At 44.9% G+C, this 14078-nt stretch carries 13 protein-coding genes; 2 read left to right on the top strand and 11 right to left on the bottom strand.

Annotation, left to right across the window (positions count from 1 at the left end):
• Positions 1 to 19 precede the first annotated feature (19 nt).
• Together FTV88_RS08705 and buk are read right to left on the bottom strand one after the other, a co-directional pair.
• Positions 20 to 448: a methyl-accepting chemotaxis protein gene (locus FTV88_RS08705; RefSeq protein WP_162007966.1), complete on the bottom strand. Its 429-nt coding sequence runs from the start codon at positions 446 to 448 to the stop codon at positions 20 to 22.
• Positions 445 to 1515, bottom strand: coding sequence for a butyrate kinase (buk, locus tag FTV88_RS08700; RefSeq protein ID WP_153726584.1), 1071 nt, complete (start codon positions 1513 to 1515; stop codon positions 445 to 447). The genes FTV88_RS08705 and buk overlap by 4 nt, the downstream gene beginning before the upstream one ends.
• A 209-nt stretch (positions 1516 to 1724) precedes the next feature.
• On the opposite strand from buk, the gene FTV88_RS08695 reads away from it, so the two are divergent.
• Complete coding sequence (locus FTV88_RS08695; RefSeq protein ID WP_153725273.1) at positions 1725 to 3374, top strand: thiamine pyrophosphate-binding protein; 1650 nt, start codon at positions 1725 to 1727, stop codon at positions 3372 to 3374.
• A gap of 104 nt (positions 3375 to 3478) precedes the next feature.
• Here the strand turns inward: FTV88_RS08695 and FTV88_RS08690 are convergent, their stop codons facing one another.
• From FTV88_RS08690 to FTV88_RS08680, 3 genes are read right to left on the bottom strand one after another with little or no spacing between them, the layout of a single operon-like run.
• The gene (locus FTV88_RS08690) at positions 3479 to 5518 is read right to left on the bottom strand and encodes a DUF6449 domain-containing protein (protein WP_153725272.1); all 2040 of its coding nucleotides are present in this window, start codon (positions 5516 to 5518) and stop codon (positions 3479 to 3481) included.
• Positions 5490 to 6392 (bottom strand): ABC transporter ATP-binding protein, encoded by a 903-nt coding sequence (locus FTV88_RS08685; protein WP_153725271.1) that lies wholly within the window; start codon positions 6390 to 6392, stop codon positions 5490 to 5492. The genes FTV88_RS08690 and FTV88_RS08685 overlap by 29 nt, the downstream gene beginning before the upstream one ends.
• Positions 6385 to 6795 carry a GntR family transcriptional regulator gene (locus tag FTV88_RS08680; RefSeq protein WP_153725270.1) on the bottom strand — a complete coding sequence of 137 codons (411 nt, stop codon included), beginning with the start codon at positions 6793 to 6795 and terminating at the stop codon, positions 6385 to 6387. The genes FTV88_RS08685 and FTV88_RS08680 overlap by 8 nt, the downstream gene beginning before the upstream one ends.
• A 325-nt stretch (positions 6796 to 7120) precedes the next feature.
• On the opposite strand from FTV88_RS08680, the gene FTV88_RS08675 reads away from it, so the two are divergent.
• Positions 7121 to 8662: a methyl-accepting chemotaxis protein gene (locus FTV88_RS08675; RefSeq protein ID WP_153725269.1), complete on the top strand. Its 1542-nt coding sequence runs from the start codon at positions 7121 to 7123 to the stop codon at positions 8660 to 8662.
• A 53-nt stretch (positions 8663 to 8715) separates the two neighbouring features.
• On the opposite strand, the gene hslO is transcribed toward FTV88_RS08675, so the two are convergent.
• Genes hslO through ribD form a run of 6 tightly spaced genes read right to left on the bottom strand, consistent with a single transcriptional unit; the run spans position 8716 to position 14062 of the window.
• Positions 8716 to 9603, bottom strand: coding sequence for an Hsp33 family molecular chaperone HslO (hslO, locus tag FTV88_RS08670; protein ID WP_153725268.1), 888 nt, complete (start codon positions 9601 to 9603; stop codon positions 8716 to 8718).
• Positions 9596 to 10498, bottom strand: a complete 903-nt coding sequence (locus FTV88_RS08665) for a bifunctional hydroxymethylpyrimidine kinase/phosphomethylpyrimidine kinase (protein WP_153725267.1) — start codon at positions 10496 to 10498, stop codon at positions 9596 to 9598. The genes hslO and FTV88_RS08665 overlap by 8 nt, the downstream gene beginning before the upstream one ends.
• Before the next feature lie 15 nt (positions 10499 to 10513).
• The gene (ribH, locus tag FTV88_RS08660; protein ID WP_153726583.1) at positions 10514 to 10981 is read right to left on the bottom strand and encodes a 6,7-dimethyl-8-ribityllumazine synthase; all 468 of its coding nucleotides are present in this window, start codon (positions 10979 to 10981) and stop codon (positions 10514 to 10516) included.
• 40 nt (positions 10982 to 11021) lie between these two features.
• Positions 11022 to 12227: a bifunctional 3,4-dihydroxy-2-butanone-4-phosphate synthase/GTP cyclohydrolase II gene (locus FTV88_RS08655; RefSeq protein ID WP_438266894.1), complete on the bottom strand. Its 1206-nt coding sequence runs from the start codon at positions 12225 to 12227 to the stop codon at positions 11022 to 11024.
• Between the two features lie 48 nt (positions 12228 to 12275).
• Positions 12276 to 12941 (bottom strand): riboflavin synthase, encoded by a 666-nt coding sequence (locus tag FTV88_RS08650; protein ID WP_153725266.1) that lies wholly within the window; start codon positions 12939 to 12941, stop codon positions 12276 to 12278.
• On the bottom strand, positions 12914 to 14062 hold the full coding sequence (gene ribD, locus FTV88_RS08645; RefSeq protein ID WP_153725265.1) for a bifunctional diaminohydroxyphosphoribosylaminopyrimidine deaminase/5-amino-6-(5-phosphoribosylamino)uracil reductase RibD: 1149 nt from the start codon (positions 14060 to 14062) through the stop codon (positions 12914 to 12916). The genes FTV88_RS08650 and ribD overlap by 28 nt, the downstream gene beginning before the upstream one ends.
• Positions 14063 to 14078 lie beyond the last annotated feature (16 nt).

The following is a 14078-nucleotide window of genomic DNA, read 5'->3' as shown; positions in this document are numbered from 1 at the left end:
TGTGGAAAGTCCGAGTTTTTTAGGTCAAACGAAATTGCTTTGCTTTATCTTCTAAGATTTGAGCAATTTCTTTCAATGTATCAGCACTTGCTGCTAATTCTTCCATTAAGGCGCGTTGTTCTTCCATAGATACAGCCGAAGTCTGACTATCTTCGGAGTTTTTACGGGCAATTTCATCGATAGTTAAAAAGTTTTTCACAATATCGTCGCCTTTTTGTGTCATCATACGAACTGCAGAAGCCACTTTTCCAATCGCTTCTGATAAGACCTGGCTATTGTTTTCAATAGAAGCGAAGGACTGCCGTGCTCTTTGAACGACGACATTACCGACTTCAACTTCTTGGATGCCTGCTTGTGCTTCTTCCGTAACAGCCGTGATTTCCTTGCGTATATCTGCAACAATACGACGAACTTCTTCCGATGATTCTTTGGCTCTCCAACTCCTCAATATACCAACGCTTCTTCTTCCCCCCGTAACACTCTCAAAGCACCAAAAGCCAAGGCTTCCATTTCCATTTCGCCTGCATAGACAACGGTTGGAGCAATAAATGAAACTCTTTCTCTCAATGTTTGAATTACCAAGTCTGAGTGAGCCATGCCACCTGTGAAAACAATGGCTTCTACTTGTCCCGATAAGACAGTGGCCATGGCGCCAATTTCTTTGGCAGTTTGATAAAGCATTGACTTAAAAACCAATTCGGCTTCTTCATCACCATCGATGATCCTTCTCTCGACTTCTTGCAAATCTTTGGTGCCTAGATAGGCAAACAGGCCCGCTGAACGAGACATTTTCGCTAACAAATCTTTTTCTTCATACTTTCCACTGTAACATAACTGAACCAGTGCGCGCGCTGGCAAAGTACCGGTTCGATCGATGGAAAAAGGACCTTCCTCCATAGCATTGTTAACATCAATGATTTGGCCTTTTTGATGAGCCGATACGGAAATACCCGTGCCCAAGTGCACAACAATCAATTGCATTTCTTCATACTTTTTACCTTTTGCGGCGGCTACTTTCCGAGCCACTGCTTTGCTGTTTAAGACGTGACTTAAGCTTGTGCGAGGGAGTTCCGGCCATCCGGAAAGGCGAGCCAATGGATTTAACTCGTCGACAGACACAGGATCGACAATGTAGGCTTCTTTCTTTAGTGGTAGAGCCATATGATAGGCTAGGAGAGCACCTAGATTCGAAGCATGCTCCCCTCGCAATGCTTGCTTTAGATCTTGCAGCATCTTTGCGTTCACTCGATAGGTGCCACCTTGCAAAGGCTTTAGCAAGCCACCGCGACCAACGACAGCATCGATAGAAGACATCGCAATCTTGCCCTTACTGAGTCTGTCTAGAATCAGTTGTAAACGATAGGGTAACTGTTCGATTACCTCTTTATAAGCACTGAGATCTTCGGTAGCGTGTCGAATATTATCAGATAGCAACACTTTTTCGTCTTCGTAAAGAGCTATCTTGGTTGATGTGGCACCTGGATTGATCACCAAAACTTTATAAGCTTTTTTCATTCGTTCCTTTTTCCACACCTTTCGAATATCTTCAGGGGCTTTTTTTATGTTCCCACCGATGCCACCAGCAGCTCGAGAAATTGTAGCGTTTTTGTAACAACTAAAAAATAAACGCTCTTTTCGCCTTTTTACTTCCTAGGAGCCCTTATTATTTTCAAGCAAGATAGAAAAAATAAAGGCAATCATCAAAAAACAGGAAGGAAATCGGCATGGTAAAGGAAGAAAAAACAGTCGCTCGCTGGCTTTTAGAACAGCTTCATGCTTACGGTGTACGAACCATTTATGGGGTTCCTGGCGATGGAATTATCTATTTACTCGACGAATTGGCACGATTCGATGGCATTCGTTTTTTTCCTACGCGCCATGAAGAAGCAGCTGCTTTTATGGCTGTAGCGCATGCTAAATTGACGGGGCAAATCGGCGTTTGCACCGCCACGGCTGGGCCAGGTGCCGGTCATCTAATCAATGGTCTGGCAGATGGAGCCGCTGACAATGTCCCTGTTCTTGCCATAACAGGACAAGTTGAATCCTTCTACGTGGGTACATGGCACAAACAATATATTGATTTGGTAGGTATGATGAATCCAGTTGCCGAGTACAGTGCCCAGCTTACAGCGCCTGATGCCATTTTGCCTATGACAGTCTATAGCGTAAGGACAGCTCTAGCACGACAAGGCGTCAGTCATCTCTCGATTCCTAAAAATCTTTTTCCAGCACCTTGTAAAGGCAAAGTTCGTTCATCAGAGCCCTATCTTCTAACACCCAGTAGAAGTGAAGAAGAAGTCATCGATGGTCTTTTGCCGCTATTGCAGCAAGCGGAAAAGCCCGTAATACTGGCCGGTCAAGGGACCCTTGCTTATGGTGATCTTTTGCGACGCTTTGCAGAACATTATGAAGCTGCTGTCATTCATACCTTGCCAGCAACGGGTGTGATTTCTCATCATCATCCTCTCGTTGTAGGCGCTCTTGGTAAAGCAGGCCGAGAAAGCTCGGCTGAAATATTATATCAAGCTGACTTATGTCTTAAAATTGGTGCGACCTGGTGGCCTAGTGGTTCTGTGCCTTCTAAGCTTCCTGTAGTCCAAATCGATTGTCGAGCTGATAACCTAGGTGGCGCCACAGATCTTCTTTATGCGGTCGCTGGTGATGGTGAAGCAATCTTAAGCAAGTTGTTATCACGACTGCCCAAAAAAGATCGCCAAAGCTGGCGTAATAGCATCGAAGCCGCCAAATCAGCCTGGCTAAGTCGCTATACAAGTTATGCCAACCCTGCAACGAAGGAGCACCAGAATCTTGATCAGGTTACGCCTTCTCCCCTCCTGCCACAGCGGATCATGGAAATTTTATCTGAAAAAATTGATCCACAAGCCTTGGTTGCTGTCGACGTGGGCGATCACACGCTCTGGTTTGCGCGCAACTTTTTGGCCAGAGAACAACGAATTCTCGTCTCCGGCAAATGGCGCTCTATGGGATCTGCCTTACCCTATGCTATAACAGCCAAAAGCTTGATGCCCCACAAGCAAGTGGTTGCTTTGATCGGTGACGGTGGTTTCTTAATGAGTTGTGGTGAAATGGTAACAGCACGGCAAGAAAATCTTCCCGTGAAAGTTGTCCTTTTTCGCAACAAAACATTGGCCACAGAAGAAAATCGCATGCGAGTCGGTTCTTTAATACCCCTCGGCAATGCTTTCGAGCCACCTGATTTTGCTGCCATGGCTCGTTCTTGCCGTTGGCAAGCCTACCGCGTTGACAATGAAGAAGCTTTGCAGCAAGCACTTCATGAAGCATTGCATTCTCCAGAGCCGACTCTGATCGATGTAGATACAGCCAATCCCATACCACCAGGCACAAAAGTTTAATTTATTATAAAGCAAAACCAGCCCGGTTGCTCAGCAACATGAGGCTGGTTTTTTGTAGTATGTTAAAAGGCTACAATAGACTTTTTGCCATAATCATATTTAGATTATTGAGTAGAAAAGTGCTCCCTCAGGAAAGGCACGCTTTGCGGCTCCAAAAAGCCGCTCAGTATGGCTTCATCGTTCCTGTTATAAAAAGCAATTCGATAACTTTCATTCTGACTTTCCGCAGTCTGAGGTCGCCCTAGTAGTTGTTGCAGGCATACTTCCAGTTCATCTTGCTTAGAAATATCAATCCCTGGAAGCAGCTTCGGATCAACCCAATCCCGTTCCTTTCCTATTTTCACGACTCTGGCATAGGCGATATCTTCTGGTAGAATGCGGGCGTCTTGCCAGTAGCCCTTTTCTCGAAGCCATTGTTCTAATTCATGATAGTGTTTCTTCCAGCTTAAATGCATGACTTCGTAAGACTCTTTGCCATCAATTTGGAACGTCATATCGACGCCGTACCGATAGGTCATCTCTGGAGAAGTTACATCAACGAGACGCCAGAGTTTAATATAAGCCCAAGGTTGGATTTCGTCTTTCATTTGCTCATAAGATTCTCTTTCTGTTTCCTGACGCAGAATAGTTACTACTTCATGAATATGAGCTGGTTCAGTAATAAGGACTGTTCTAGAAAGACCCTGGGGTTCGAAGACAATCTTCTCAAGCTCTTGCTCATCAACGTTGAAAATAGCAAAATGCATCTGTTTGTATTCAATCGCTTCATAAATAGGCTTTTGGTATTGCTCATACTCTTCTTTCGGAATTGCATACTCTCGGTAGAGGGTTTGGCCATTTTTTAATTGATAGGCAAAAGTCAAGTTGTAATAAGACTGTTTGTTCTGATTGTCCTCTTTGTTTTTTATAATTGCTTCATGAAGTTGTACCACTTTTTCAATGTTTTCTTTCTTCGTAATGAAGCTTTGTTCTTCGGCACCATCTCTCCAGCGAACATAGGTGAAATAACCGCCTTCTCCAATGTAGAGCTGCTCTACTTGATCCACCGGAGGAACTTTCCTTTCATATCCAAAGATATCTGCTTCAAGTCCAGCGAGCAAAGCAGCCATAATCAATAGATAGACAAGATAATTTTTGAGGCTTGCCAAAACCTTGAGCGATTTCTGCAGGATGATCTCAGCGACGATGTATCCGAATAAGGAACCAACGATATAACCGAAAATTGCCCAGCGAAAATCATTTTGAATATCCCAAAAGTACAAACCGCCCAGAAGCATGGTGCAAAAAGTGACGCCATATTTGAAGATGGGCTTCAGAAAGTCAAAGGCGATGGCTTGTGTGGCTGCTTCTGACTTCCTTTTGTTGTAAGCCAAGATGGTAAGCACAAATAGAATCACCATGGCCAAGAGATAGGCCACAATCTCTGCAGTACCTAACATATTTCCGTCCCGCAACTCAAAAAGGCGAACAAATGGCGTAAAGTACTCTAACATTCTGCCGTCTTGCATATAGTATTGTGCTTGAAACCCATATAGCAAGTGTTCTACATTAGACAGAAGTAATACCGTTAGGCCGACAGGTAGAAACAAGGTAATGTAGGTGAGCACACCTTGGGCAACAGAAGTGCCTGTGACCATACCCACAAAAAGAGCAAAGAGAAAGATGGTTAGACTTAGCAAGATGATCGTGCCGGCCCACTGCACAATATCGATAAGAGCATAGTAAGTTTCGAGGTTGTAAGCAGACAGGGTGATCCAAGATAGCAAGCCTGTTAGAAGTACGGGCACCACCAAGAGCAAAGTACCAGCTACGACATGACTGGTGTACAGAGTCACTCTTGTTAACGGCAAAGCGTGAACCATATCAACAGAACGCTTTTCCTGAAGATAGCGCAATAAAAAGATAGCTGTTAGAACCGGTATGATTAGAATAAAGAATTTTACTATTTCTCCTTGAAAATAAAAAAGAGGCTGAAAAGGATTGGAGAGATAGTGTATACGTTCTTCTAGCTTATTGAGATGCATGATGATCTGTAAAGGTATAGCGAAAAAGAGCAAAAGAGTGTAGATAATTCCGATCCAGTTAAAGCGCTTCAAATCGTTGAGAATGATCCCTTTATTCGGCCACAAGTTCTTCAACAACATAGCCCATACCTCCCATCTCGTAAATGAAAATCTCATCTAAAGTCAACGGGAGTAGATCGAGGAGCAAAGGCTGAAATTGTTGAAAATGCTGCAATATCTCTTGCTGCTCGCCCCTTACAACGAAAAGGCTCACACTGCCCCGCTTTTCATGGTAGAGAATCCCTTCTTGATCCATGATTCCGTCAGGGAGGTCTCCTTGAAAGGCAATCTGGACTTTATGTATTTCTTTCTTCAGATCATCGAGCTCTCTTTGTAGGAACAAATCGCCCTGATGAAGGATGCCGATATGGTCGCATAGGTCCTCTAATTCCCTGAGGTTATGGGAGGAGATCAGTACCGTTAGTTCCCGCTCAACAATATCGTCAATGATCAGCTTTTTTACTTTTTTGCGCATGACAGGATCGAGACCGTCTAAGGGTTCATCTAGGATTAAGATTTCTGGCATCGTTGAAAGGGCCAACCAGAAAGCGACTTGACGCTGCATGCCCTTGGAGAGACTCGTTACTTTTTTCTTTCTATCGATTTGGAATACATTGAAGAGCAGTTGGTAGCGCTCTTCGTTCCAAGTGGGGTAAATCATTCTGTAGTACTGGGCCATATCTTCAATGCTATGTTGAGCGAAAAAGTACAGTACATCAGGAATGAATTGAATTTTTTCTTTTACTTTGACGTTTTCAAATACCCCTTCTCCGCCTATGCGCACTTCGCCTTGATCTTGTTGATAAATGCCAGCCAATATTTTTAACAACGTCGTTTTACCAGCTCCGTTGGATCCTACGATGCCATAGACAGAGCCTTTATCGACTTTTAATGATGCTTTTTTTAACGCTTCTAGCGATCCAAAAGATTTACTGACTCCGGTTGCTTCAATCATTGCTTTCCCCCTGACTTCGCTTGCTTTCCCCGTGACCTCGATGATTCGCTGCCTCTGTAACCCATCGACAGATCTCCTCTTGGGACAAGCCCAGATACATCGCTTCCACTGTAATCTTTTGCAGCTCTTTTTTGAGCACTTCTAGCTTTTCACGATTAACCTGGTCTTTGATAGGTGCTACAAAGCTCCCTTTCCCCTTCACGGAATAAATAAAGCCTTGCCGTTCTAGTTCTTTGTAGGCTTTCTGAATGGTGTTGGGATTGACTGTTAATTGACTGGCTAATGTGCGGACGGAAGGCAGTTGTTCATCAGGCTTTAAAACTTCACGAACGATTAATTCTTTGAAGTTATTTACCAATTGCTCAAAGATGGGCAAGCCACTGCGCAAATCTAATTCAATCATATTCGCCCCCTCGTGTCGACTGTACTAATACACGTGGTACAGTTAGAGTGTAGCAGTTCTTGCTGAAAGATTCAATAGGCAATTTGTCATTGCTTCTGGAAATTGACATTGAAAAAAGCCAGGCCTGCATTAAGGCCTAGCTCTGTGTTCTCCCTATCAAAAAACGGTTACATAAATGATGCAAATAATTTGGCTATTTCTGATAAGGCATTATTGGCTAGTATTGATTTATTTTCAAAACTTTGCTAAAATCATAAGCGTTTAGGACGAAGAGGTCTGATGGCAATTCATCAGGTCTCTCTTTTTTTTTGAGGAGGTATAAAATATGGAAATCGATACTTTTTTTATGGCTTTCACTTTTTTGGTAGTAGCAATCGGTATCGGTTCTATCGTTGTAGGAATGAATATAATGAAGCGAAAGCAACAGAAAGAACCACAGCTATTAACAGCACTACAAGCGCTCGCGAAAGGTGACTTAAGGAAAAAGAACTTACCAGTAGCAATATCCCCTTCAGCACAAGCTTTGCATGATGCTTTTCACTTCTGGCAACGTCAGATTTTAGATGTAAACGCAACGGCCGGTCCTGTTGCAGGTGTGGCCGAACAGTTACGTGTTGATTTGGAAGATGTGGAAAAAGGAAATCAACGATTAACAAGCAACGCTAGTCAAATCGATACAATGACCCAGGAGGCATCTGATACGTTGCTTTCAGCTGATAAAGCCTTAGAGAAAACAATTGAAGCATCTAAAGTAGTTTCTTCCATCATGGATCATATCTATGGGCAAAGTAAAACCAATCGAACCTTGACGAAAGAAGGTCAAGAAGCTTCTATCATAGTGCAAGAACGAATGACCAGTATTGGTAGGCATACTTCTGAGACAAACGAGGTACTAAAGCAACTGGAACAGTTGGCTTCTCAAATCGATCAAATCACAGCCACGATTGGCAACATTTCCGCTCAAACACAGCTCTTAGCACTTAATGCATCCATAGAAGCAGCCCGTGCTGGTAAAGCAGGCGCTGGGTTTGCCGTTGTAGCTGGTGAAGTACAGGTTCTTGCTGAGCAATCTGCGCAGGCTGTTCGCAATACCAATCAGACCTTAGGTGAAATTCGACAAGCCATTGCTAAACTCGTTCAATTTTCGGAAAAAGGTATGGAAGCGGTACAGCAAGGCTTGGTAGCTACTTCTGCCATCACACAAAAGTTTGACAGTTTCGTTCAAGCCATTGACAAAACCGATCAAAGCATTCATCAAGCTGTTGCATCTCAACAAAAACAGGTAGAAATAATTTCTCAGACAAGCGAAAGTATGCATAGAACGGTTGAACTATTTAGTCATGCTTCAACAGGTGTAACAGAGATTGCCCGTAATGTGGAACAACAACAAATCCTTTTACAACAACTTAGTCAGTTAGGTAGCGTATTACATCGCGAAGTTAATGTATTAACAGAAGTTACTGATAATGTTCAGATGCTCGATGAAAATAACGTCAGTCTAGAGAATATAAAAGCCCCAATTCAAGAAAAGCTTGAAAAAGCTTTTGAAAAAGCCAATGAAAACATATTAGAACCAGCTCTTCATCTCCGTTTGGCTGAAGATATCAAAAGTACTTGTTCACAAGTGGAAGCTGTATATAGCACCCGAAATAACGGTACTTTCATCGTCTCCCTACCACCTGCCGCGCTTACTAACGCTCAACAACGACCCTGGTGGCAAGAAGCTATGAAAGGTCGTCACTATATTTCCAGTCCTTATGTTTCAGCTATCACTCGCAACTGGTGTGTTACCTTATCCTGGCCCATAAAAAATCAAGACGGCATTGTCATCGCAGTTTGGGGAATCGATGTGACAGTACAAATGTAGCATTAGAAGTTTTCCCCCTGCCTCCAGCTATTTGGCTTCTTGAACAAGTTTTGCTACTCCAACCCGCTAACTTCCCGCTCCAAAGCCGTCAAATCTTCCGCCGAAAACCAAAAACGCTCACTGCAAAAATGACAAACCACTTCAGCGCCGCCTTGCTCTTCCCGCATCTGAGCGAGCTCTTGGGCACCTAAGCTCTTCAACATTACCGTTAAGCGCTCTCGATCGCAGTGGCAATAAAAAGCAGGCTTTTTCACAGCCAACACTTTTTTCTCATGACCTGGCAAAAGCGGTTCCACCAGATCGGCGAGATCTTTGCCACTGGCGAAAAAGTGACTAATAGGACCTAAAGCTTGAATCTGCTTCTCTATATCTTCAATTCTTTCTTCACTTACACCGGGCAATAGCTGCAATATATAACCGCCCGCTGCTTGAACTGAGCCATCTTCGTTCACCAGCACACCCAGCGCAACGGCGGAGGGTGTTTGCTCTGATGTAGCAAAATAATGGGTTAAGTCTTCGGCTATTTCTCCACTGACTAGAGGCGCCGAACCGGTATAACTTTCTTTCAGTCCTAGATCGCGTGTCACATGAAGATGACCGGTAGAACCAACGGCACCACCTACATCAAGCTTTTCCGGTGATTTAGAAGGCCAGTCGAGGTCAGGATTCTGTACATAACCGCGAACTTGGCCTTGACCGTTGCTTTGCGCTACTACAGCGCCTAAGGGACCGTCACCAAGAATGCGCAAGGTAATCTTTTCATCGCCTTTTTGCATCGCTCCAATTAATAGGGCAGCCGTCATCGTTCTACCAAGTGCTGCTGTTGCTGTGGGCCAGCTATTGTGACGACGTTGCGCTTCTCGCACCAAGTCTGTCGTTCTCGCTGCAATTAAGCGAATTTGCCCTTCTTGATCGGTGGCCCAGATCAACTGATCATCCATCTGTACTATACGCTTCCTTTCCCAACGGTGTAACGGAGATACCGTATTGTTCATAATTCGTTTCATCAAAAAGATCGGTTCGTAGCCCAACCGGAATGACTGTGTCGGCATTTTGTAAAGCTGCGATTTGCAAAGACTGCGCTACAGCCAGTGCAGCGGCTGCGCCAGCTTGTCTCACTGAAAAACTTCTAGAAAGAGCAGAAGCAAGAATCGCAGCAAAAAGATCGCCCGTCCCGAAAGCTTTTTTCGGCACTGCCTTCACTGCAACTTCCCAAGCGCCTTCTCGATGCAAAAGAAGATTGTACAGGGTCTGCTCGTTTCTATCTTTCCGCCAGCTGGTCACAATGACCCAACTCGGTCCTTGGGCCAGCAATTTTTGAGCTCCTTGAAAAAGAGTCGCACAATCTCTCGGCGCAGCTTCTTCTGGTAAAGGTGCCGTTTCATTTTCTGCTAAAACCATCAACTCAAAAGGGTTCGGTGTAATATAGTCGGCTCGCGGTAAAAGCTTTTCTCGAACCACTTCAACCACTTCAGGCGAGACATAAAGACCTTGTGGATCGTCGCCAAGAACAGGGTCAAGGAGATAGGGCAAATCTTTTCTATGCTCTAACCACTTGGCTAGAATCTCTCCTTGACGAGGCGATCCTAAGAAACCACTGAGCAGAAAATCAATTTCTCGATTTTCTAAAGCTTTCAAAAGCTGATAAAACAATGTCGCTGGTACTTCCCCGCCTCGTCGAGGACGAATGGCACCGTGAGCACCGTAATATACCGTTGGAATCGGCAAGGGTTGAACAGCACAGTGTAACATGCCAGCTACGACAGCACCGTTGCCGACAAAACCTTGCGCAACCATACTTTGTATCGATACAATGGCAGGCACTTTACTCATCATTATTCCCTCAATCGGCTACTCGTCCAAGGCGGCCATAAGATTGGCCATTTCTAAAGCAGACATGGCTGCTTCCCACCCTTTATTACCGGCTTTCGTGCCAGCTCTTTCAATGGCTTGCTCAATAGAATCAACGGTGATCACACCAAAGATAGTAGGCTTGCCTGTCTGCATATTCACTTGTGCTACCCCTTTGGCCACTTCACTGCAGACATAGTCAAAATGAGGTGTAGAACCGCGAATGACAGCACCTAAGCAGATCACAGCATGATTCTTTTTCTCAGCCAACTTTTTCGCAGCCAAAGGAATTTCAAAAGCGCCAGGCACCCAAGTTACCGATATATTTTCTTTCGCCACACCATGACGATAAAGTGCATCAAGAGCACCTGATAATAGTTTACTCGTAATAAAATCATTAAAACGGCTCACTACAATGGCAAACTCTAAACCTTCACCTAAGAGATGACCTTCATAAGATTTTTTGATTTCCATAATCTTTATAACCGCCTTTCCTATTTTGCCTGTACTAGGACTGTTCAAAAAGCATATGACCCAGCTTTTCTTCTTTGGTATGCAAGTATCGCTCATTTTCAGGCGCACAACCTGCCACGATGGGCACTCGTTCCACAATCGACAGACCATAACCTTCTAAGCCTTTGATCTTGCGAGGATTGTTCGTCATCAGTCGAATCTTTTTCACCCCGAGATCAACGAGAATTTGTGCACCGATGCCATAGTCTCGCAAGTCAGCTGGAAAACCTAGCATTTCATTGGCTTGTACCGTATCAGCACCTAGATCTTGTAGTTTGTAAGCTCGAATTTTATTGACCAGGCCAATCCCTCGTCCTTCTTGACGCATATAAAGGACAATTCCCCGGCCTTCTTCTTCAATTCTGCAAAGGGCAGCCGCTAATTGATCGCCACAGTCGCATCGTTTGGAACCTAACACATCGCCCGTTAAACACTCTGAGTGAACACGGACGAGTAGGCCCTCTTCTTGATCCGATAGATCGCCTTTGACAATGGCCAAGTGGCAATCTTTGTCGAGAAGACTCTCATAAGCAACTGCCTGGAAATCGCCGTACTTTGTGGGCAATTGAATGGTCTCTACTTTGCGAATTAACTTTTCTTTCTTGCGACGATACTCAATCAGATCAGCAATGGTGATCAACTTAAGATTATGTTTTTCTGCAAACTCAATCAACGCGGGCACACGAGCCATTGTCCCATCATCGGCCATGATTTCGCAGATAACGCCGGCTGGATAGAGGCCTGCCATTTGCGCTAGATCAACGGCCGCTTCAGTATGGCCTGCTCTTGTTAAGACACCACCATCGCGAGCTCGTAAAGGAAAGATATGGCCAGGCTTCCGAAGATCAGCCGGTCTTGTCTTCGGATCCAGTAAGGCTTGAATGGTCTGGGCTCTTTCAAAGGCTGAAATACCGGTTGTGCAAGTAGAAGCATCGACAGAGACTGTAAAAGCCGTCTCCATTCGGTCGGTATTATTTTGAACCATGGGATACAGTTCTAAGCTGTCTAGGCGTTCCCCTGACATAGGTACACAGATTAAGCCTTTGCCATAGGTCGCCATAAAGTTAACCGCTTCTGGCGTTGCTTTCTCGGCAGCCATTAAAAGATCGCCTTCATTTTCTCGATCTTGATCATCTACGACAATCACCATTTTACCAGCTTCTATATCAGCAATTGCTTCTTCTATACGATGAAAAGGCAAAGGAATCACTCCTCTATAATAATTAAGAGCCATCGACGATGAGCCTTTCTAATACCCCTGCTCCATCAAAAACTCTTTCGTTAGCTTACCCGCCCCAGCTTTTCTCTTACTCGAATCAAGGGGACTTGGAACAGACAAGAGCCGCTCTACGTATTTCACTAGCATATCCCCTTCTAGATTCACAAGGTCCCCTTTTTTCTTTATGCCCAAAGTCGTTTCACCGGCCGTATGCGGGATCAGAGAAACGGTAAAAGATTGATCTAAAACTTCCACAACAGTGAGGCTTATACCATCAATGGCGATAGAGCCTTTCGGAATCACATATCGAAGCAATGCTGGTGAACAAGCAATTTCTGTAATGACAGCAATGTCAACTTTTTTCTGGCCCTTTATTGTGCCTACTTCATCAACATGGCCAGAGACAATATGACCACCGAGGCGGTCGCCCATCCGCAGAGCACGCTCCAAGTTGACATAGCTACCTCTATAGACCTGGGCCAAAGCGGTGCGCTGTAATGTTTCATCCATAATGTCAGCCACAAAATAATCTTTTGTAAATTCGACGACTGTCAAGCAGACGCCGTTGACAGCGATAGAATCGCCTAGTTTAACGTCTGTAAGTACTTTTTGGGCTTCTACTACGAGTTGAGCGGAACGAGGTCCTTTGCGAATATCTCGTATCTTCCCTAGCTCTTCAACGATTCCGGTAAACAAGGGCCCACCTCCTGTAGCGTTCCTTCAAGTAGCCAGTCTTCACCGGACCGTCGGCCTTGCCACTGTGACAATTGCCAGGCCTGGGCCATTTGCTCAAGGCCCATACCGCCCACAGGTGAAGGTGCCTGGGCACCGCCCACGATTTTCGGCGCAATAAAAACAGCCAGTTGATCGACCATTTTGGCTTGAAAAAAAGCGCCATGTACCGCTGCGCCCCCTTCAACAAGGAGAGAGGTAATGCCTGCTCTACCGAGTCGCTGTAGCAGATAGGCTACGTCGATTTTGCCAGCTTCATCAAAAGGGCAGATCCATACTTCAGCACCTTTTTCTTCTAAAGCTTTTATTCTTTCCACAGGCGCCTTGTCTGTAACAGCAATCAGGGTTTTCCCTGGTCCATGTAAAAGCCTAGCTTGTAAAGGGGTGCGAGCCTGGCTGTCTAAAATAACTCGTAGTGGATGTTTCTGCTCTTGCCGCGGAAAAGTCAGATCAAAATCTGCGATACGCGTTGTTAGCTCTGGATCGTCGGCAAGAACCGTACCTATGCCTACAAGAATGGCATCTCTTTCTTGCCGCCACTGGTGCACCTGCTGTCGACTTGCCGGCGAAGAGATCCATTTACTATCACCCTGAACAGTTGCGATTTTGCCATCTAAAGTCATCGCCCATTTGGCTAGCACTTGTGGGCGCTTCGCAGTGATCCAGGTAAGAAAAGGTTGATTGATTCGAGCTGCTTCTTGGGCCATCAACCCAACATGCACATCAATGCCTTGTTGCTTTAGCTTGTCCAAGCCTTTCCCAGCCACTTGCGGATTGGGATCTAACATGGCCATGCTGACACTTTTGACACCGGCTGCAATAATGGCGTCTGTACAAGGCGCCGTTCGCCCAAAGTGACTACAAGGCTCTAAAGTAACGTAAAGGGTAGCATCTACCGCCTCTTGACCTGCTTCTTGGAGAGCCACTACCTCTGCATGGGCTGTTCCTGCTTTTCGATGATAGCCTTCACCAATGATAGTACCTTCTTTGACAAGAACGGCACCGACAAGTGGATTGGGGCTTGTGTTGCCTTTTGCTTTCAGAGCCAACTGAAGGGCTCTTTCCATAAATTTTTGTTCCTTCATTGTTTCCTACCTTTTA

It is taken from the genome of Heliorestis convoluta (assembly GCF_009649955.1).
GTDB lineage: Bacteria > Bacillota > Desulfitobacteriia > Heliobacteriales > Heliobacteriaceae > Heliorestis > Heliorestis convoluta.
Note: the sequence above shows the minus strand (reverse complement) of the source record. Positions and strands in the feature narration are given on the sequence as shown.